Source organism: Proteus vulgaris, from assembly GCF_016647575.1.
Taxonomy (GTDB): domain Bacteria; phylum Pseudomonadota; class Gammaproteobacteria; order Enterobacterales; family Enterobacteriaceae; genus Proteus; species Proteus mirabilis_B.
The window spans coordinates 674,372-696,705 of the sequence record NZ_CP032663.1; the positions used below are offsets into that span (position 1 = coordinate 674,372).

11 protein-coding genes are annotated in these 22,334 nt (G+C 38.4%); 10 read left to right on the top strand and 1 reads right to left on the bottom strand.

What is annotated here, in order from left to right; translation table 11 throughout:
* The first annotated feature begins 204 nt into the window (after positions 1-204).
* The 10 genes from carA to D7029_RS03220 all read left to right on the top strand — a co-directional run bounded on the left by carA (position 205) and on the right by D7029_RS03220 (position 15,091).
* A complete protein-coding gene (gene carA / locus D7029_RS03175) occupies positions 205-1,368 on the top strand; it encodes a glutamine-hydrolyzing carbamoyl-phosphate synthase small subunit (protein ID WP_194951820.1) in 1,164 nt (387 codons plus the stop codon).
* A 17-nt stretch (positions 1,369-1,385) separates the two neighbouring features.
* Entirely contained in the window at positions 1,386-4,613 is a 3,228-nt protein-coding gene (gene carB / locus D7029_RS03180) for a carbamoyl-phosphate synthase large subunit (RefSeq protein WP_194951821.1), read from the top strand.
* Positions 4,614-5,175: 562 nt separating this feature from the next.
* Positions 5,176-5,259: a type I toxin-antitoxin system Hok family toxin gene (locus tag D7029_RS19025; RefSeq protein ID WP_247603653.1), complete on the top strand. Its 84-nt coding sequence runs from the start codon at positions 5,176-5,178 to the stop codon at positions 5,257-5,259.
* 179 nt (positions 5,260-5,438) lie between these two features.
* Positions 5,439-6,332 carry an AraC family transcriptional regulator gene (locus D7029_RS03190; RefSeq protein WP_194951822.1) on the top strand — a complete coding sequence of 298 codons (894 nt, stop codon included), beginning with the start codon at positions 5,439-5,441 and terminating at the stop codon, positions 6,330-6,332.
* A gap of 213 nt (positions 6,333-6,545) precedes the next feature.
* A complete protein-coding gene (locus D7029_RS03195; protein WP_194951823.1) occupies positions 6,546-8,240 on the top strand; it encodes an ATP-binding cassette domain-containing protein in 1,695 nt (564 codons plus the stop codon).
* Positions 8,230-9,870, top strand: a complete 1,641-nt coding sequence (locus D7029_RS03200; RefSeq protein WP_194951824.1) for an ATP-binding cassette domain-containing protein — start codon at positions 8,230-8,232, stop codon at positions 9,868-9,870. The genes D7029_RS03195 and D7029_RS03200 overlap by 11 nt, the downstream gene beginning before the upstream one ends.
* Positions 9,871-10,002: 132 nt before the next feature.
* Positions 10,003-12,195 (top strand): TonB-dependent siderophore receptor, encoded by a 2,193-nt coding sequence (locus D7029_RS03205; protein ID WP_194951825.1) that lies wholly within the window; start codon positions 10,003-10,005, stop codon positions 12,193-12,195.
* Complete coding sequence (locus tag D7029_RS03210; RefSeq protein WP_109393204.1) at positions 12,195-12,449, top strand: hypothetical protein; 255 nt, start codon at positions 12,195-12,197, stop codon at positions 12,447-12,449. Before D7029_RS03205 ends, D7029_RS03210 begins: the two co-directional genes overlap by 1 nt.
* Positions 12,446-13,852, top strand: coding sequence for a PepSY-associated TM helix domain-containing protein (locus D7029_RS03215; protein ID WP_194951826.1), 1,407 nt, complete (start codon positions 12,446-12,448; stop codon positions 13,850-13,852). Before D7029_RS03210 ends, D7029_RS03215 begins: the two co-directional genes overlap by 4 nt.
* 12 nt (positions 13,853-13,864) lie before the next feature.
* Positions 13,865-15,091 carry a RhtX/FptX family siderophore transporter gene (locus tag D7029_RS03220; protein ID WP_194951827.1) on the top strand — a complete coding sequence of 409 codons (1,227 nt, stop codon included), beginning with the start codon at positions 13,865-13,867 and terminating at the stop codon, positions 15,089-15,091.
* Between the two features lie 73 nt (positions 15,092-15,164).
* On the opposite strand, the gene D7029_RS03225 is transcribed toward D7029_RS03220, so the two are convergent.
* The gene (locus tag D7029_RS03225) at positions 15,165-22,286 is read right to left on the bottom strand and encodes an Ig-like domain-containing protein (RefSeq protein WP_194951828.1); all 7,122 of its coding nucleotides are present in this window, start codon (positions 22,284-22,286) and stop codon (positions 15,165-15,167) included.
* Positions 22,287-22,334 lie beyond the last annotated feature (48 nt).

Consider the following 22,334-nt stretch of genomic DNA (forward strand, 5'->3'; position numbering starts at 1 on the left):
ATTGTCACTTGGTTAACTAAATTGCTAATGAATGATATTTTTTAAATTAAAAAGGTGTTTTTTCTAGACATCTGCCTATTCGATCTTTAGAATGCGCCCAATTTGCCAAAAATTTGCCCAATTTTATGTTTTTGGCATTGATTTAGAGTCTTAAATCTGAATTAATATGCATGAAATGTGATTTATTATTCTCTGGAGGGCATTTTGATTAAATCAGCTATACTGGTTCTAGAAGATGGGACCGAATTCCACGGCAAGTCGATTGGCGCAGAAGGCGCCGCCATCGGTGAAGTCGTTTTTAATACTTCAATGACCGGTTATCAAGAAATACTAACCGACCCTTCTTACTCCCAACAAATAGTTACTCTCACCTATCCCCACATTGGCAATACCGGCGTTAATCGTTCAGACGAAGAATCAGAAACTATCCATGCTCAAGGCTTAATTATTCGCGACTTGCCATTAGTGATGAGCAACTATCGTGCACAAGAAACGTTATCTGATTATCTTAAACGCCAAAATATTGTCGCTATTGCGGACATTGATACACGTAAGTTAACTCGTTTGTTGAGAGAAAAAGGCGCACAAAACGGTTGTATCATCGTCGGTGAACATCTTGATACCAAACTTGCTCTTGAAAAAGCCAAGGCCTTTCCTGGCTTAAAGGGAATGGATTTAGCCAAAACAGTAACCGTCAAGCAGGCTTACCAATGGACTCAAGGTAGTTGGACGCTAGAAAATGAACTACCAGCAGCAAAATTAGCGACTGAATTGCCACTGCATATTGTGGCGTATGATTTTGGTGTGAAACGTAATATTTTACGTATGCTGGTGGATAGAGGGTGTCGAGTCACCGTTGTACCAGCACAAACGCCAGCTCAAGATGTTTTAGCCCTTTCTCCTGATGGTATTTTCCTTTCCAATGGTCCCGGGGATCCAGAGCCCTGTGATTACGCCATTAACGCCATTCAAACCTTTTTAACCACTGATATTCCCGTATTTGGTATTTGCTTAGGGCATCAATTACTCGCATTAGCCAGTGGTGCAAAAACCATCAAAATGAAATTTGGTCACCACGGTGGTAATCATCCTGTTAAAGATCTAGATAAAAATACTGTGATGATCACGGCGCAAAATCATGGATTTGCTGTTGATGAAACATCACTTCCTACTAATTTACGAGTGACACATAAATCTCTGTTTGATGGATCTTTACAAGGTATTCATCGTACAGACAAACCTGCATTCAGTTTCCAAGGGCACCCAGAAGCTAGCCCAGGGCCACATGATGCCGCACCTCTTTTTGATCACTTTATCGAGCTTATCGCGCAATATCGTCAAAACCAGCAATCAGTGACAACAAAATAAATCAGGAGCGAAAGAAAATGGCTAAAAGAACAGATATCAAAACAATCCTGATTTTAGGTGCTGGGCCGATTGTTATCGGACAAGCGTGTGAATTTGACTATTCAGGCGCTCAAGCATGTAAAGCCCTTCGTGAAGAGGGATATCGAGTTGTTTTGGTAAATTCAAATCCTGCAACCATTATGACTGATCCTGAAATGGCCGATGCAACGTACATCGAGCCCATTCACTGGCAAGTTGTGAGAAAAATTATTGAAAAAGAGCGCCCTGATGCGGTATTACCAACAATGGGCGGGCAAACAGCACTGAACTGCGCTTTAGAATTAGAGCGCCAAGGTGTTTTGGCTGAGTTTGGTGTCACCATGATTGGTGCAACAGCTGATGCAATTGATAAAGCAGAAGATAGACAACGCTTTGACAAAGCGATGAAAAAAATCGGCTTAGATACTGCTCGCTCAGGCATTGCACATAACCTTGATGAAGCTTTTGCTGTTGCTGAACTAGTTGGTTTCCCTTGTATTATCCGTCCTTCATTCACGATGGGGGGAACCGGTGGCGGTATTGCCTATAATCGTGAAGAATTTGAAGAAATCTGTACCCGAGGTTTAGATTTATCACCAACCAATGAACTGTTAATTGATGAATCACTGATTGGTTGGAAAGAGTATGAAATGGAAGTTGTGCGCGATAAAAACGACAACTGCATTATCGTCTGTTCTATCGAAAACTTTGATGCAATGGGAATTCATACGGGAGATTCCATTACTGTCGCGCCAGCACAAACCCTTACCGACAAAGAATATCAAATTATGCGTAATGCCTCGATGGCGGTATTACGTGAGATAGGTGTTGAAACTGGTGGTTCTAACGTTCAGTTTGCGGTTGATCCTAAAACAGGGCGCTTGATTGTTATCGAAATGAATCCTCGTGTTTCGCGTTCATCCGCGCTTGCCTCTAAAGCAACAGGTTTCCCGATTGCGAAAGTCGCTGCAAAATTAGCAGTAGGTTATACCCTCGATGAGCTGATGAATGATATCACTGGCGGGAGAACGCCAGCCTCTTTTGAACCATCCATTGATTATGTTGTGACAAAAATCCCTCGCTTTAACTTTGAAAAATTTGCAGGAACAAATGACAGATTAACAACGCAAATGAAATCTGTTGGTGAGGTGATGGCAATTGGTAGAACACAACAAGAGTCCTTGCAAAAAGCATTACGAGGCCTCGAAGTTGGGGCGACAGGTTTTGATCCTAAAGTCGATTTAGACGACCCTGAAGCATTAACGAAAATTCGCCGTGAGCTAAAAGAAGCCGGTTCAGACAGAATTTGGTATATCGCAGATGCTTTCCGTGCTGGACTATCCGTTGATGGTGTCTTTAATCTCACTAATATTGACCGCTGGTTCTTAGTTCAAATTGAAGAAATCGTTCGTCTTGAAGAAAAAGTCAGTGAAGTCGGTATCAAAGGGTTAAGCGCTGATTTCTTGCGTCAGTTAAAACGTAAAGGCTTTGCAGATGCACGCTTAGCTAAAATACTTAACGTAAAAGAGCGCGCCATTCGCCAATTACGTGAGCAATATCAACTCCATCCTGTCTATAAACGTGTTGATACTTGTGCGGCAGAATTTGCTACTGATACGGCTTATATGTACTCGACTTATGAAGAAGAGTGCGAGGCAAATCCACATCAAGATAAACCTAAAGTGATGATCTTAGGTGGTGGACCAAATCGTATAGGGCAAGGAATTGAGTTTGATTATTGCTGTGTTCATGCTGCGCTTGCGTTGCGTGAAGACGGTTACGAAACCATCATGGTGAACTGTAACCCTGAAACGGTTTCAACGGATTATGACACCTCTGACAGACTCTATTTTGAACCTGTTACGTTAGAAGATGTGCTTGAAATTGTACGTATCGAAAAACCGAAAGGGGTGATCGTGCAATATGGTGGACAGACACCATTAAAATTAGCCAGAGCGCTAGAAGCTGAAGGTGTGCCAGTCATTGGGACAACGCCAGATGCTATCGATAAAGCTGAAGATCGTGAACGTTTCCAAAAAGCGGTTGATAAGTTAGGGTTAAAACAGCCTGAAAATGCCACTGTAACGGCGTTAGAAGAAGCGGTAGAAAAAGCACAACAGATAGGGTATCCGCTGGTGGTTCGTCCTTCTTATGTCCTTGGTGGACGCGCAATGGAAATTGTTTATGACGAAGTTGATTTACGTCGTTATTTCCAAACCGCAGTCAGTGTGTCAAATGATGCGCCTGTCTTATTAGATCGTTTTCTTGATGATGCGATTGAAGTCGATATTGATGCGATTTGCGACGGTAAACAAGTCGTGATTGGTGGCATTATGGAGCATATCGAACAAGCGGGTGTTCACTCTGGTGATTCAGCTTGCTCATTGCCTGCCTACACCCTAAGCAAAGAAATTCAAGATGTGATGCGTAAACAAGTCCGTGAGCTCGCTTTTGAATTAGGTGTAAAAGGGTTGATGAATGCACAATTCGCGGTGAAAGGTGATGATGTTTATCTTATTGAAGTTAATCCTCGTGCTGCTCGTACCGTTCCTTTTGTGTCAAAAGCCACAGGCGTACCATTAGCCAAAGTTGCTGCGCGTGTCATGATTGGTCAAAGTCTTGAAGAGCAGGGCGTAACAAAAGAAGTTATTCCGCCTTATTACTCTGTAAAAGAAGTGGTTTTACCTTTCAATAAGTTTGCAGGTGTTGATCCAATTTTAGGACCAGAAATGCGTTCAACAGGTGAAGTGATGGGCGTTGGTGCAACCTTTGCACAAGCCTTTGCTAAAGCGATGTTAGGCAGCAGTTCTACTATGAAGAAAAAAGGTAGAGCCCTTCTTTCTGTGCGTGAAGGTGACAAAAAGCGCGTTGTTGATTTGGCGACAAAATTACTAAAAAGTGGATTTGAATTAGATGCTACACATGGTACAGCCATTGTATTAGGTGAAGCAGGAATAAATCCACGTTTAGTCAATAAAGTGCATGAAGGGCGGCCGCATATTGAAGATAGAATTAAAAATGGTGAATATGACTATATTGTTAATACCACATCTGGTCGTCAAGCCATTGAAGATTCTAAAATTATTCGTCGCAGTGCATTAAGATATAAAGTCCATTATGACACGACGTTAAATGGCGGATTTGCAACAACACTATCATTAACGGCAGATCCGACGGCGAGTGTTATTTCAGTTCAAGAAATGCATAAAAAGATAAATAAAGTTTAAGTTTATTTGTTGCCGTAATAATGATCCCGAATATGAAGAAACTTGTATTCGGGATTTTTTGTTTTTTATCGCTATTTAAAAAAAGAAAATCTTACGGAAAAAAGAAAGCCCCAAATAAATTTATTTGGGGCGATTGCAAAACAAAGAGGTGGGTGCGGATCTTTTTTCAAGTAAGGAGTCAAGAAAATAAAACAAGTTAATTTCTTTGTTTTAGCGAATTTATTTTGTCTTTTTTTGGCGTTTGAGTCAATAGTAAATCATTTTACGCAATCAGCTAATATGTTGTTTTAACTTGATTAAATTTGTGATTTACCACTGATAAGGTATAGGGGATAGAGAAATTTCTGTTACTATATTAGTGGGTGCTTGGATCATTTTGGTTCAAGCATTTTGCAAAAGCCAGAAAGAGAAAAGCCCCGAATTTTATTCTCATAAAATCCGGGGACAGACTCAAACCTGAACAACTTGATTCTGTCTCCTTTTCACAAAGGAGTCAATAAAATTGACTAAAATAACCTTATTTGGAATTACTGTTATTTGTGCGACCGTTCTTTCTTTCACAATGATTGTAGGTGAACGATTATGTTCTCTTAACATTAGTGATGGAAGCACTGTAGTTCAAGCTATTTTGATGTGCAATAAATAGTTTGGTGGGGGAGGTTTTCTCCCCCCAATTTTTCTTCAAGTTGTTAGATTTGTGGTACAAGCACCCTGTCTTTAAAATAGGCTATTCGACATAAATGATAATGATTGCTATTTCGTTGAATGTTTGACAATATAGCTGACAACATAGGTGATTATTTACTCTGCTGATATCTTTCTATTATGTCTCAACACTCTTCATTCTATTCATACATTGGTTATCAACCTAAGCATCAGCAGGTTGAAGAATATCGCTTTCAAGACCAAATTCTATTGCGCCAAGGTGTATTAGAAACCACGGAAGATCTGCAGATTGAAGAGACTTATCAAGCCGGCTTTAATTTAGTGGCTGTTCATAGTGGAAGTGTGATTAGTGAAAGTGTCAATGGGCAGAAAATAGAGATAGCAACACCAAGTATTTTTATTGCTAATAGTGTTGAACGCTATTCTTTATTGAATCAATTTAAATCTGGCGATCCCCTAAGATACACATTATTGCAATTATCATCTCAGTGGCTTGAGCAACAACATATTTTGTTGCCTCCCATCCTGCAACAAAATCAATCACTCATGTTGCATCATCTGACTATGGATAACACTTTTTTGGCGTTAACCATGCAGTTATTTCAAAATCCAGTTCACGACTCTTTAAAACCACTTTATTACTCTGGTAAAGCGTGCGAATTTGCTTCATTAAGTTTGCAATATTTATGTCATGCACAAGAGCCAGCTAATAGACCATTAAGCCAACGTGAAAAAAACAGCTTAAAACAGGCGAAAGAGATTTTAATTGCTGAAATGGAAACACCACCGAAACTTGAAATATTAGCAACACGCGTGGGATTAAATACACGAAAACTCACCCAAGGGTTTCGTCAATTATTTGGTAATTCTGTTTATGGTTGGCTACAAGAATATCGCTTACAAACCGCATATAATATGTTGCTAAATGAAGGGGAATCTATCTCAAGTGTTGCCTATTATGTTGGGTATACGCCAGCTCATTTTTCCGTCGCATTTCGTAAACGTTTTGGTATATTACCGGGTGATGTACGCAAAGGGCATTTTACACCTTAATTGATTTTATTAAGTTTATGGGTAATATTGATATTCTTTCAATGTTAATTACTACACCTTAAACAGGTAATTAATTTCACTTCTCTCTATCTTGCTTAGTAAATAAGCAATTTGCTTCTAAATCGAAAGTAATAGTCACGCAATCTAAAGCCTTGTCGCTAGAGGGTAAATACCCTTTTCGTTATAGTGCCACAATATGTTGTGGAGATTATTATGCATAATGAATTATGGGCATTATTACGTCCTTATCACCCTTTATTAATAGGTGCCTTGTTGCTACAAGCAGTTGCAGGTTTTAGCTCTTTAGTACCGTGGTTAGCACTTTATCAGCTTCTTCTTTCTTTCCCCTCTAGTAATACGTTGTGGTTAACCATTGCTGTTATTGGTGGCGTTGTATGGCTAATATCACAAACCATTGCATTTCATTTAACACATTTAATGGATGCCAAATTAACCTACCAATTACGATTAGCATTATCAGAAAAAATGCAGAAATTACCGTTAAATTGGTTTGTTAGCCAAGGAAAAAATGGCGTTAATCAATATGTTCAGCGTGATATTAAAGCGTTACATCAATTAATTGCTCATGCACCTGCTGATATTGTGCAATTTATTGTTGTACCTGTTATTGCGATAATGGTGTTATCAATATTAAATCTTTCTTTACTGCTTTTTGCTCTTATTCCTCTCATCATCGCTTATTTTTGTTTTAAACAAACACAATCTTCACGTTATCAAACCTATTGTGAACAGCGTGATAGTGCGATGAAAGCACTCTTTGAAGATTATCAACTCCTGGCAGAAAACCCACTTGTTGCACGTCAATTTCCACATAAAGGCATTATCAGTAAAACAGAAAAAGCCTTATTTAATTTTGTTTTTCATTTTCAAAATTGGGTTAAACGAGTTGGACTATTGGGATCACTAACCCAGTTATTATTAAGTGCAACCTTACTCACGGGCTGGTTATTACTGGGAGCGGTTACTTTTGAACAAACATTACCGTTGGCAGATTTATTGCTGTTTATTTTATTACTAAGACGTATTGCTGAACCAGTCATGGCGATGGGACATGGTGGCGATGCATTACGTATTGCAAAACAATCCGCACAGCAAATCCAGCAATTATTACAGCAATCTGAAATGCAATATGGTGAGCAATCTGTAGAGAGTATTTCTCATCAGGTAGCGTTAACGGCAGATTCTGTTTGCCTCGCTTATGGTGATAAAAAGATCCTCAATAATATTAATTTTGAAATTAAAAAAGGAGAGTTTATTGCCATCGTCGGACCTTCTGGCGCAGGTAAAAGCTCGTTATTACAACTGATTGCTCGATTTATGGATGCAACATCAGGTGAGATCTTAATTGAGAATAAGCGCTTACAAGCATATTCACGTCATGCATTAAACCAAATCACCACAGTGGTAATGCAAAATAGTCAACCATTGCCTTATTCGATTAAAGATAACCTATTGTTATTTAATCCAAATTGCAATGAAGAACAACTGCAATCTGCAATTAATGATACGCATTTTGCTGAAGTCATTGAACTTCTACCTCAAGGTTTATCAACGATCATCAATGATGAAATGCCACTTTCTGGTGGTGAAGCACAACGCTTAGCGATAGCTCGCGCTTTTATTGCTAATAGCCCGTTGTTATTGGCTGATGAACCTTCTTCAGCGCTTGATCCTGATAATGCACAACATATTTTTAATGCATTGAAAAATAAAACAATGACACGAATTGTTGTGACACATTCTTTGGCGTTAGCACAGCAGGTGAATAGAGTGATATTTATGGTTGATGGAAAGTTAGTAGCAATGGGAAATCATGATGATTTGCTACTTGAGTGTGAACGCTATCGTGATTTTGTTCAGAAACAAGGAGAGCAAAATGAAGACTAATCCCTTTGTTTCATTACTCTTATCTTTAAAATTTCCCCTTAGTTTTATGGTTTTTAGTGCCATTTTAGAAGGGCTATGTGGATTATTGTTATTACCTATTATTATTTATTGGCATCAAGACCCAAGCCAATATTTATGGATGTTAGCGGGATTAACATTAATTACATTGGTTTTTCAGTACATTGCGACATTAAATGGTTTTCTTGCGGGGACGACGGTGATGAAAATCTTGGTTCAAGCCTTGATCCGTCATTTGCCTCGTAGTTTAACGCCACCTCCCCAAGCGCAAACACTGTGCTCAGGGGCTGCTATGAGTGCAATGAGCATTCCTGCCCATTTACTGGCTCCGGTGATCAGTGTGGTTGTCACACCATTAACGGTCATTATTGGCCTTTTATTTTATAACGTCACTTTTGCATTTATTTTTATGCTATCTGCGTTCTTGCTTGTTGTTGTGATGCGGATCAGTGCCAAAGGATTGCATAAACAAGAGGCTACACTTCAAACTGCGGAGAACGTTGCAGTAAAAACATTGGCTGATTTTGCACAACATCAGGCGTTATTGCGTAAAAGTGGACGCAATACACAATTTTCACAGCAATTACAGCAAGATTTGTTAGCGCAACATCACCAACAGGTACAGTTATTACAGCGGAGTTTACCTTACCATTTAATTTTTTCTCTCTGCATTCAGGGTATTTTTATCGCAGTTCTCGTGTTTGGTGTGATAAATGTTGATGCTAACAAACTCACCTTAGCGCAGTGGTTAGCTGTTGTCGTATTAATTGCTCGCTTTATTGAACCGTTATTTCAGCTTTCTCATATTGATCAAGCATTAAGACAAAGCAAGCAGTCACTAACATTAATTAAAAACGCATTGGATGCTCCTACATTACAAAGCCCAAAACAGAGTGATACGCCTAAAAGCAATGACATTCGTTGTGAACAACTGGATGTGAATAATAGTTTAGGTACGCCGATCCTCTCTAACATAACAGCGCTATGCCCCGATAAAAAAATGACGGCAATTGTCGGCAGTTCTGGTGCAGGTAAAACAACATTACTACGTGTTTTAGCGCGTCTTATTGATGCGGATAAAGGGCAAGTTTTTTATGGAGATAAAAAAGTTAACGACTTATCTGGGAGTGTATTAGCGCAAACAAGACAAATCGTATTTCAGCATAACCAGTTAATTAGAGGCACTTTACGCTGGTCATTATTACAAGATGAGCAATCAACAATCAGTGATAAGGATATTTTACAGTTACTCAATGCATTGAATTTACCGTTGATTCAAACTGATTTAGATGAAGATGTAGGAGAACAAGGTGACCGTTATTCTGGAGGACAAAAGCAACGATTATGCTTAGCGCGTTCATTATTAGCCGATCCTAAGATCTTATTTTTAGATGAACCTACGGCAAGCCTTGATACAGTCAGTCGTGAAAAAGTGGCTCTTTATCTTGAAAACCTAACATCCACTCGAGTCGTGATCACTCATGATCCGGATATTGCCAAACGGGCGGATCATGTCATTGTGCTTGATGATGGAAAAGTCATTGAAGAAGGTTCTCCTGATGTATTGTTGTTATCTTCAATATGGTTCTCACGTTTTTGTGGATCATATTGAGTTTTTCGATCTTCATTAGTTGTTGCGTAATATCGATTGGCAATCGAAAGAGATAATTTGGCAATCGAAAATACCTTAATCCCAAAATTGATAGAGTGATAACCATTATCATTTGAATATTTTGGGATAGGTATGGTTTACATTTCTTCTTTAGCTGACTTAGATAAAACACAGAAATTATCACCAGTATTAAATCAACGCACACAAAATAAATTGGCATTAACACAATGCGCTATTTTGTGTTCTACCGCTTTATTTTCACTTTCTGCTATCGCTAATACAGCAACAGAAAATAATAAAGAAGTCGATGTTTTGGTGGTGACGGAAAGCACAGCACAACACCGCGATAACCTTGCTCCAGGCGTTAGTACATTAAGTAAAATGGCACTTAAGCCCAGAGAGATCCCTCAAACAGTCTCTGTGATAGACAGAGAGCAAATAGAAACTCAAAACTTAAATACCCTTGATGAAGTAATGACTCGCGCTAATGGGGTTACTAGCGCACCTTTTGTTTTATTAACAACAGCTTATTACGCTCGTGGCTTTCAAATCAATTCTTTTGAGCTTGATGGTGTTCCTGCTTTAATGGGAAATATGGCAAGTTCGCCGCAAGATATGGCTGTTTATGAACGTGTTGAGATCTTAAAAGGCTCTAACGGATTAATGCATGGAATGGGGAATCCTGCGGCAACCGTCAATATGGTACGTAAACATGCACCTTTAGACGATCAATTAAAAGCAACATTTACGGCTGGAAGTTGGAACCGTTATCGCGGTGAAGTCGATGTGGGCGGGCGTTTAAATCAAGACGGTAGTGTCCGTGGTCGAGTTGTAATGGCATGGGAAGATAAAGATTTCTTCTACGATATTTCAGATCAAAAAACACGCTTAATTTATGCCACTGTTGATGCTGATTTAACATCTAACACGCTATTACGCACAGGTATTCAATATCAAACAATCGATTCCATCACCAATATGGCTGGTGTGCCAATGGGGAAAGATGGGAGCGATTTACATCTTTCTCGTAAAACCTATTTAGATGCTGATTGGGATAAATTCAAATGGGATACCACACGTCTATTTACTGGAATTGAACATCAAATTAATGATGATTGGCTGTTTAAAATAAATGCTGATTATCAATATGCTAAAGCGCGTTTGCTGTATGCAGGAGCATGGGGAAATATTGATCCTGAAACGGGTGATGGAGCCATGCTGATGGGGGGCGCTTACAAGTTCCATAACTATCAAACAAGTCTCGATACCAATGTCACAGGAAAACTCAGTGGCTGGGGATTGCAGCATGATGTGATAGTAGGGATGAGTTATTCGAAAGCTAGCGAGGAACAACATACTGGGCAATTTAAAGATCCTCTCAATGTTCCTGTGAATGTTTATCGTTGGGATCCTCATAGTGTACCAAAACCACAAGTAACGGGCTATTCCTCTCAAGGTGCGACAAAAACAGAACAAACTGGCGTTTATGGAATGAGCCGGATCAAGCTTATTGAGCCTGTTACGTTGGTTGCAGGAGCAAGGGCAAGCTGGTGGGAAGTGACAAAACCGCAAGCTAAGTTCACTGAAAATGGAAAAATCACGCCTTATGGTGGTTTGATTTGGGACTTTGCACCTCAATGGTCATGGTACAGCAGTTATTCTACGGTTTATCAACCACAAACAGGGAAAACTTGGAGTGGTGAAATGTTAAAACCAGTAGAAGGACAAACTGTTGAAACGGGATTCAAAGGTGCGTTGATGAATGGTGGGCTTAACGTCTCCGCCGCGGTTTTCCGTATTGATATGAAAAATAATCCACAAGAAGATCCTGCACATCCTGGTGGTGGTTTTAATACCTATCTTATTAGTGGTGGCAAAGTTGTTAGCCAAGGCTTTGATATTGAAGGAATGGGGTATTTATCGCCATTTTGGGATCTCTCTGTCGGTTATACCTACACTGACACAGAATATAAAGAAGACACCCTTAATAAAGGCAATAGTTTTAACTCATTAGTGCCTCGTCATATGGTCAGAGCGTGGACAAACTATCAATTGCCTTGGGATGCACGTAAATGGAGCGTGGGCGGTGGTATTCAAGCACAAAGTGAATATAGCAAAACTAACGGAGAAATTACGTTACGCCAAGGTGGCTATGCGATATTTAATACACGTTTAGGCTACCAAATTAATGAAAACTGGTCTGCAGCATTAAATATTAATAACGTCTTTGATAAGCGTTACTACTCAAGCCTGTTCTCTCCGCAATGGAATAACCGTTACGGTGAACCTCGTAATGTGATGTTGAATATCAAGGCTGATTTCTAATGCAAAAAGCACTGCTGATCAGTTGTGCTGTTTTAGGCAGCGTAATCGGAAGTATTACGCTGTCATTACTGATAACAACCTTTTATCCCAGTGTAGATCCGCTTGATCGTCTGTATGCAGCCGTCTTTTTACCTGTTTTATTTCTATGTGGAATGCTCTGTTTTAGTTTGCTTTCAGTGAATGGAAAACAGGTATTTTGGCGAGCATGGAGCTGGTGGCCTTTACCTTTAATATTGTTGGAGTTTACTTTATGAAAGCGATATTAAAACGCCAGTTCTCACAACTTCATCGTCAAACAGGAACCTTATTTGGCATTCTATTATTTGTTATTTTATTTACAGGTACATGGTCATTAGCGCATGAAAATTTAAATTTATGGGCTCAATTTAAGCCGTTAAATAAAGAATTATTGCCATTAGATCAGTTATTAGTAAAAGGTGAATACCTCTTAGGTGAAAACGGTTTTAATAGTGTGAAATTAGCATCGATTGATCATCCTATTATTACTTTCTGCCAAGGAATGGGGGATTGTTCACTACAATTAAATGCACAAACAGGTGAAGAAATTAGATTAAGAGAGGTAATCTCTCCTATTGTTAATCTACATAAAAATCTATTTTTGGGTTTTTCTGGACGATTATTTATTAGCTTATTTGGTTTTGTTTTTGCGCTATTACTAATAACCGGCATTGTTATTCATCACCGTAAAATCTATCAATTATTTCGACTCCGTTTTAATCAAGGGCGTAGGCTGTTTTTCTTTGATTTGCATAATGTTATTGGATTATGGAGTTATCCGTGGCTCGTTATATTTGCTTTAACCGGGGCATTATCAGGATTAGGGGCATTCGGTACATTAATGCTGGCGAAATATGTGGAGCCTGATGCACCAGCACAAGTCATGATGAAACTAATGGGACAATCAACACCCATTTCATCTGAGTTTACTGCATCTTCTCCTAGCTCATTGTTAATTCAACTTTCACAAGAAAAACCAGACTTTATTCCTGAAGCTATTAATTGGAAACATAAAGATCGTGCTGAACAGCAAATCACAGTCAGTGGTACTCATTTATATTTACCCAGCACCGCTAATTTTGAGCAGTTCTTTTTTTCTGGCTTAGATAATCACTGGGTTGCAGAAAAAAGTTCTGCATCTCAGGCATTTTGGACGCGTGCTTTTATTGCCGTTCAGCCTTTGCATTATGGTCAATATTTATGGACAGGTGCTGCAAACTTTAGTTTATCGGTGCTTCATTGCCTAATGGGAATGATGGCCTGTGTATTGACCTTTAGTGGATTAGTGATTTGGGTATTAAAAAAGCCCATTAATATCAGTTCCCGTTTAGTGTTAGGAGGTTGTTCTGGTTTAATTTTTGCCAGTACATGTTTAATTCCTATCGCTATTTTCTCCGCGTTATCACCGATACTGCCTTTTTTTGGTGTTTGGTTGATAACGCTTCTTTTTTATTTTCTTTATCCGCAAGTGATCAAACTTACTTTTCTTATTTTAACCATAAGTAGCGTGGTTTTATTTATCAGTGTCTTTAGTCACTTATTTATAACTCATGCTGCTTTGTGGTGGGTAAGTTGTGCCTTGTTGATCAGTGCCGTTTTCTTTTTTTTGATGGGTCTTTTTCTACTAAAAAGACAGTAATTGGAGTCTGTTATGCAAGAATTATTAAAACATCGGCAATTAGTGATAACGCTAGGTTTACTTTATTTAGCACAAGGTATTCCGATGGGAATTGCAATGGATGCATTGCCTACATTATTACGCCAAGAAGGCTCAGCTTTAAGTGCAATCGCATTTATTCCACTAGTCGGATTACCGTGGGTATTAAAATTTTTATGGGCACCTGTGGTTGATAATTATTGGTTTAAATCTTTAGGTCGTCGCCGTAGCTGGATTATTCCTATGCAGATCATTGTGACGTTTTGTTTATTGCTTTTAGCATTAATAGGTATTTCTGTTGAGATGGCTAAATGGGGTGTGGCTTTATTAGCTATCGCTTCATTAGCGAGTGCAACACAAGATATCGCGACGGATGGAATGGCGGCTGAACATGCGAGTGGCACACTATTATCTAAAATTAATGCGATTCAAATTGCAGGCGTGATGGGGGGCTTTTTCTTAGGAGGGGCTGGAATGATGATGTTAAGCGATACATTAGGGCAGCAAAATACATTGTTATTCTTTGCGTCGATCCCTGCCATTAGTTTGATATCAATTACGCTCTTTCAACAAAAAGCCAAATATGAAGCAGGGGAAAACAGTGATCATCCTAATGCAAGCTTATTAAAAACGGTACGAAGAAAAGGAGCTATCAGACTATTAACCCTGACATTGCTTTCAGCGGTGACGGCAGTTTCAGGCTTTGGTTTAGCAAAATTGTTTTTAACTGACAGTGGCTGGTCTTTAGCTGATGTCGGAAAAATGGGCATGATGGGAGGAATGGTAACTCTGTTCTTTGGCTGCGGTGGTGGGGCTTGGTTAATTAATAAAATCGGCGTTTGGCGAGCTTTTTCCGCAGGATTGCTGTGTGCTTTAGGCTCCTCATTATTATGGCTTTCACAATCAACGGGCACGATTAGTCTTCCAATGGTTGCTATATGTATAGTTTTAGGCTCTTTATCATCAGGGATCACTTCTGTGGCGATTATGACCGCAGGTATGCGATTTGCCTCAACCGATAATCAAGCGGGTACGGATATGACCGCCGTACAAAGTATGCGTGATATAGGGGAAATGGCGTGTGCAATGATGTTAGTGAGTTTAACTGCTGTGATTGGATATAGCGGAGGCTTTGGGCTAGCCGCAGTGATTGCCCTCTTTGCTTTATTGGTCACATTGGTAAATGTGAGATATCAAGAGAGATATAAATTAACGGAATAAAATTATTAGAAAAATAGCTTTAAATTAATAAAGAGCCCTAATGGGCTCTTTATTATTAATCTAATCATTTTGATTAAAGTTGACTAATTTTCTCTATGTTATTCAGGGATGCTCCACCATCACCATCCCAGTTTACATGTTGTTGAAATTCATGTGTTTCACCAGCGATAGTGACATAAGTTATTAATGTTGCATTACCACGGTGTGCTGAGGAGCCTGCACCAGTAGACCAACAATCTTCTTTCATTGCCATAGTATGACTATTAGATTGAAGTTCTTCATTATAAACCGTTGAGTCATAATTGTTTTCGTCTTGATAGTCGACCGTGCTACGGGATGATGCACCTTTTATATCAATAAGTTTATGTGAAACTGTTATTGGTGTAAGGAAATGATTAGTGCTATTTCCTAAGGTGAACATTGGTCTTGCAATAACATGCACCATATCATCTAATTGAGTCGCTCTACATGAATTTCTTGATACACTCGCATCACGAGTAGTAATAAATGAAATAGAACCGCTTAATTCTAAATCCATATACATAGGATCAATGTGTTTTACATCTAGTGGATAATAAACCGCATATTGCCTACCTGTATTTGTATTCGGATCATGGTCAAGAAGATCAAATACAATGACTTTGATTTTAAGCTGAGTACTTGTAAATAAAGTCTTATCGATTTTGAATTCGGTTTTTTGTGCTTGTCCTCCAATAAGTTGAGTTCGGTCATAAGCAAATATTTGGCTAGTTTTTTGATTACCATCCCATAATTCAAGATTAACGGCATAATCACTTGCAGATGTATCTGGCGGTAACCAAGAAAAGGTTAATGAGTCTTTGTCATAAACAGGAGTCCAATTTATTGGTGTATTTGCATTAGGTGTGATTTGTGCATTTTTTTCATTATCCACTCTTCGTGTTACAGAATTCATAGTGATATGAGGTACTTTTCGGACATCTACAGAATAAGAACCTTGAGATTGATAAAAGTAGTCATTTTCTTTTGAAGTCAAAATGATGTCTGTTCTACCGGGGTTAACTTTAACAATAACGCCACTTTCCTTTATCGCGACAATATTCGGATCTTTTGCTGACCAGATACCTTGAGCTTGTTTAGGTAATGGCGTTGTGGGTTGTTGTACATCAATATTAGTATCTGTTTCAGATAAAATAATGTCATTTTTTGCAAAAGTGATTTGGAGTGTGCCTTTATCTTGCTCATAATCCACAGTAACAGCATCTGCTAGAAATTGATCAGTTGCATCACTTTTGATGTGTATTTTAGTTTTACCCGGCTTCACTTCTGTAATAGTTCCTTGTGTATCAACGATGGCTATGCGTTGATCATCACTGACATAATATAAAGGAATATTTTTTACGTCGGTATTACCAAAAGTGGCATCAACCTTGTGCGTTATTCCATCATTCCACACAGATGTAATTGCACCGGATGAAGCTAGTTGCAAAATAGGCGCGGCTTTTTCAATGACTAAAGGATAACTACTTTGAGCCGGTTGATATTGATCATTACCTGATGTTTGTAGTGTGATAATGGCAGTACCCGCTTTTTTCATCGAAATACTCCCACTAGTTGTATCAATAGAGGCAATAGTGGGATCAGAACTAGACCACATCACATTAATATTATTAGGTAATCCCGTATAACCTAATGCATTGACAGGTGCTGAAGCATAGGTCTCTTGCTGGATTTGTTTGTCAAAAATAATATCAGGTTTTGGAATAGTCACTTTAATGGTTAATGGCTTCGCAATGGTTATTCCTTCTGCTTCCGCCGTGACGATAATATCTGTTTTAATGTTTGAAGTAAGACTGGTTTGATATTTACCCTTTCCTAATGAATTTAGTGGGTTATCACTAAAATTAGCTCTACCACTGGTGGCTTTAACCGAAACAGTTTTACCATCAATAGTATTACTGTATTTATCCATTAAGTTCACAGTCAGTAGGGCGCTATCTTTATCATCTCCACCTATTGATTGGCGATTGCTACTAAAGGTTGATTTATTGGCATCAATATCAGCAGGAGTTACAGTGACATCTTGAATTGGCTTATGATTATTTAAATCAAGATAAGCACTCATTTTCAATATACCGGCAACTGTGCTGGTGACTTTGGTTCTTGCGACACCATTAGTGTCTGTATAGGTACTAAAGTCATAGTCATCAGCTAAACCTTGTAACTTCCATGACACAATAATGTTAGGCAATATATTGTCATTAGCGTCAACAATGATTGCTTGATAATTAACGCCTTTATCACCCGCAATCATGGTTGTTCTATCGACATCGACAGATTTTACTTGCCAGGTTGTTGCGTCAGCACGCAGTTGTAAGGTTTTTTGTTTTTTGAAATCAACACCATTAACTTTAACACTTAATTGCGCTGTACCTGATTTAGTCCCTGTGGCTTCAATTTCATAATGACCCGGAGAGACTTGTTTGGCTGAGCTAAATTGAATGGTTGGGTTATTAGAGGTCCCCTCAACTTGCTGATCTGGCAGAATATTACCGCCTTTATCTTTAATCGTTAAAGTCAGTAATGCTTTATCTGTACCATTGGCGATGATTGTTGCCGGTATTAAGTTGATTTCTGAACTATTTTCATCAACATCATCAGCCACAAAATTGACATCAGGGGCAGGGTAACTACCTGAAATTAATACCGCATTAACTTTAGCGATACCTGCTGGATTACGTGTTAATTCAACGTCTGCAACACCTTTATTGTCTGTAAATGTCAGTGGTCTATTGAGTAAGCTCTCTTTATCTGCCGTCCATGTGACACTTACGCCACTGTTAACAGGATTATCATTCTTATCGCTAATATAAGCGTGATAAGTAATGGTGTCGCCTGCATGAGGTTGTGTATCACTGATCACAAACTTATCGACTTTGGCTGTCTGGCGATTAGGTAGAACCGTCAATAGTGCAGTTTGTGTCAGTGTCACTGAATTTATTTTGGCACTGATTGTTGTTTGACCTGCTTTCAACGCACTAACTTGTGCTTGATAAACCCCAGTGGAGATTTCATTAAATGTTGTTGTGGTTGCGGTTAAATCAGCACTATAGGTAACGCTGATTTTGTCCTTTAACCCTGTTAATAAATTATCGTATTTATCTTTTAGCGTTAAAGTAATTTGAGAACGACCTGTTTCAGAAATAATGGTGTTGGGGATAAGTGATAGTTGAGACTTATCGGCAGAAACCACATCAGTGTTAAAGTTAATCAAATGGTCAGCATCAAGAGATTGTTGGCTATCGAGCATCGCTGTAACTTGTGCTGTACCCGCTTGTGTACTACTTAAGGTGATTTCTGCAATCCCATTTTTATCTGTTTTGCTGATAGGTAACGAAAGTCTGCCTAGTGAGGTTAACCAACCCACAGCAATACCTTCCATGCTTGGGTTGCCTTGTTTATCAACAATTTTTGCACGAATGATGACTTGATCTGTGCCATTTGCCGTGACATCAAAAGGGGCAATAACATTAACTGCATTAATTATGGCATTTTGCTTGTCAGCAATAAAACCAAGAGGTTGAGTTAAATTAAAGGTATTTGTTGCATTGGCATATTGAGCACTAATAAGACTAATACCTTCTTGCCTACCGTTAATCGTTGTCTGATAAACGCCAGTATCGATTTCTTTGAGTGCGCTAAATTTGATGGTGGTGTTATCACCAGAGAGAGCAATAAATTTCTCTTGTTTCGGAACAAGGTTACCGAATTTATCTTTTAGAGTAATTGTCCCTGTTGCGAAGGAACTGCCATTTGCCACGATAGATTGAGGATCAATCGAAAATGTACTTTGTGATGCATTAACTTGGCCTGCAATAAAACGAAGATTTTGGGTAGCGCTTTGGCTATTTTCTAGTGTTGCTGTGACCGTTGTCGGTTGTGCTTCAGTCCCTTTTATCACAACTTGTACATTACCATTATCATCGGTTTTCACCATATTCTCACTCAACACATTATGGGTTGAATTCCAGAATACAGATTGTTTTATTAATGGGTTATTTTTAGCATCCGTAACATGTGCCATTAAGGTAATAGTATCGCTATTATCTGCAACCGCTTCTGTTTTGTTATTTACAGTGGTTAAGACAATATTGGCGCTATTTGGATCGGCAATAGCGGTTAATGTGACTTGTGCTTTTTCTTTATTTGAAAGAGTGGCAATAATTTCTGTCGCACCTGCTTTTTGGGTCCGAATTTGATTGGTTGTCTGTCCTTGATTATCGGTCACACTTTTTTGTTTATCGAGTGTGGTTGAGACACTCGATTGCCATTCAACGGTGACGTTAGGTAATTTATTACCAAACTTATCTTTCACCACGGCGGTGAGTATTGCTTGTTCTTTATTATTTGCAATTAATTCAGTTTTATTCGTGGTTAAAGTAATTAAACCTTGTTGATGATTAGCAGTGAAAGTAATAGGTGATGCATCGAGTGATTCATTACTGATACTTGCTGTGACAATAACATCAAAGGCTTGAGTACTAGTTACCGTCGTTTGAGCAATACCGTGATTATCTGTTGTTGAAACTTCATTAATAGAAACAATTTGTTGATCACGATTAGTAGACCAAATGACTTTCGCATTCGGTAAGATATTGTGATTCTTATCTTCAACGACAGCAGTAAATGTTACTGTTGTTTTGCCATCTGCAATATAGGGTGGTGCCGATGGTGTCACTGAAATAATTTTACCGTTGGATAGGTCGGCAATAAACTGCGTTGTTTTCTGCGTTGCTATATTATTGACCTGCGCAATTACAGTGACTGTACCTGCTATTTTACTGGTCATCGTTGTTGATGCATTACCTTGAACATCCGTTAGTAACTCTGTTTCTTTGAGTTGTGCTTGATTATCAGCAGATAATTGAATTTTGGCATTAGGAACAGGATTGTTGTTTTTATCAATGATATTTAAAGCAATAAATTTTTCATCTGTCCCATTAGCAAACGAGCTGTTTGGGTTAATAGTGAAAGTATTTATTTTTGCTGAGTTAATATCGGCAATAAAATCAACATTGGTTGAATAGGTAATATCTTTAACACTAACATTAATGATGCTTTTACCAATATGCGTATTGGTGATTGGAACAATAATTTTACCTTCAGCATTTGTATTTGCTTGAGCAATAATCGTTGCGCCATTATCGGCAGTAAAAGAAACTGGATAGTTAGGAATTCTATTGGCATTAATGTCTGTTACGATAACTTGAATTTTATTTTGGCTTTTACCGTCAGCAGGTGCGTGGTTTTTAATTACAGTTAATCCACCTTTAGCAATAATGGCGGAATGTGTATCCGCAACAAAAGTCACTTGAGCCTGATTAAAGGTATTATCCCTAAACTTGGGCGTTAATGTCACAATTTCAGGAGTACTTCCTGCGGTGATTGTGACTTGATATTTCCCTGCATCAATTCGACTGAAACTTGAAACTCGGCTATTGCCAGTTGGATCATCAGATTGAATATCTAATGAAAGTTCTTTTATATCGATATCAACAGGAAGCTTATCATTATCAAGAATTGATAAAGTCAAATTTTGTGCAGAATGATTGTCGGCAGGTAGTTGTGTTGCTTTCGGCGTAAATTGGCTATTTTGCGTATTAATCGCAGACTGATCGACGATGATTTTACTCTGTACCGGATCAGAACGATTACCTTGTTCATCAATAGCAACGGCGCTTATTGTGTAGCTATTCTTTTCAGGTGAACCTGAAATATGACGAGGAAGAATGATTGAATAGCTAAGATTATTATTATGATTAATCTTACCTCCATTAGCGATTAAGCGACTCGCAGACCATTCAATCTGTTTAACAGGATATTTAGAACGAACTTGTACACCTAAATCTTTTTCTTCTTTTGCGTAGCCATTAATTGTCGGTGTAATTGAGAGAAATACTAAGGTTTTCTTTTTATACTCTAAAACGATGTCGTTATTTCTGTTCACAAAATCATAGCGATTTCCGGACATTAAGCGCATTGCTCGAACATTATCTGGATTAAGTTGTGAGGAGAGTGATTCTCCAAGTCGATATTGGATATTTACATCAAACTTATTATCACTATTATCATTTAAACCAAAGCGACGTTCAGCACCGAAGGTAATTAAAGGCACTGGCGTATAAGTGAGTCCAGCCGTATAAGCGTGAGGATTTTCTTGGCGATTATCTTTACCAAATAAGCCGACTTCTTTCCCGTAATATTGTTCAAATATAAGCTTTGCGCCTAATTGTGGATATGCAGGTAGATAGCTCTCAGTGCGAATATCCCAACCATTAGCAGGGCGCTCATTATAATCCATAACATCGTCAGAGGTACGCCAGTTAGATAGACGATGATAGTGATTGGCACTTAACTTAAAATAGTCTCGCCATACTTCAGCACCAATACCAAAACGGCTGTGATATCGACTTAAATCGTAGTCATAAAAAGCATTAAAGCCAACCATAAACTTGTCAGTAAAATGTCGGTAACCAATACCTTGATTTAACTGGCTTCGAGAATCTTTACGGTGATAACTGGTTTGAGAAAAAACTAAATTCTTTTCACTATCATAGAGTGGAATAAGAAGATCAGCAGAGCTTCCTTCCAAGGTGAATTTTTTATCTGTTGAAAGAGAAACTCGAGCATGACCGAACTGATTTAACCATTGTTCTATTTGTTGATTGGCCTTGCTTGATATTTGGCTTATTGCATATTGTGTTGCGTCAGTCTCTTTATTTAATAAAGATGAGTGAGCAACAATAATTTGTGCAAGCTCTTGCTCGTTTGTCGTTGGAATAGATGTGTCTTGATGGTTATTTAGCCATTTTTTTGTCGAGAAAGGCTCATTAGGTATATTAAGCGTAATACCTTCTTTTATTTTTAATTTACCGACTAAAGAAACATAATTAGGATTTGCTTCAATAAGCCTAAATAATTTTATATTAAATTTTTTCGCAATAGATTCAGGTGTGTCATCTTTCTGAACCTGATAACTATTTGTTTTTTGTACCAAATTAATAGTTTGTTTTTCTTGGCTATTCTCTTCTGCGAAAACGTTAGCAGGGAGCGTTGCCGAGATGGGAAATGCTAATTGAATAAAGATATTAAACCAAGCAACTTTCTTTGTAATAGAGGAAAGCTGTGGCGTTAGTCCACTTTTAAATTTTGTCATTTTTAAACTCACCGTAACAAATAATGATGAGATTCTCGTATTTATAGA

Excerpts from the sequence above, each read along its gene's own strand:
- D7029_RS03210 (WP_109393204.1), top strand. The coding sequence starts at position 12,195 with ATGCAAAAAGCACTGCTGATCAGTTGTGCTGTTTTAGGCAGCGTAATC.
- D7029_RS19025 (WP_247603653.1), top strand. The coding sequence starts at position 5,176 with ATGATTGTAGGTGAACGATTATGTTCTCTTAACATTAGTGATGGAAGC.
- D7029_RS03225 (WP_194951828.1), bottom strand. The coding sequence starts at position 22,286 with ATGACAAAATTTAAAAGTGGACTAACGCCACAGCTTTCCTCTATTACA.
- D7029_RS03200 (WP_194951824.1), top strand. The coding sequence starts at position 8,230 with ATGAAGACTAATCCCTTTGTTTCATTACTCTTATCTTTAAAATTTCCC.
- D7029_RS03190 (WP_194951822.1), top strand. The coding sequence starts at position 5,439 with ATGTCTCAACACTCTTCATTCTATTCATACATTGGTTATCAACCTAAG.
- D7029_RS03205 (WP_194951825.1), top strand. The coding sequence starts at position 10,003 with ATGGTTTACATTTCTTCTTTAGCTGACTTAGATAAAACACAGAAATTA.
- carB (WP_194951821.1), top strand. The coding sequence starts at position 1,386 with ATGGCTAAAAGAACAGATATCAAAACAATCCTGATTTTAGGTGCTGGG.
- D7029_RS03195 (WP_194951823.1), top strand. The coding sequence starts at position 6,546 with ATGCATAATGAATTATGGGCATTATTACGTCCTTATCACCCTTTATTA.
- D7029_RS03220 (WP_194951827.1), top strand. The coding sequence starts at position 13,865 with ATGCAAGAATTATTAAAACATCGGCAATTAGTGATAACGCTAGGTTTA.
- D7029_RS03215 (WP_194951826.1), top strand. The coding sequence starts at position 12,446 with ATGAAAGCGATATTAAAACGCCAGTTCTCACAACTTCATCGTCAAACA.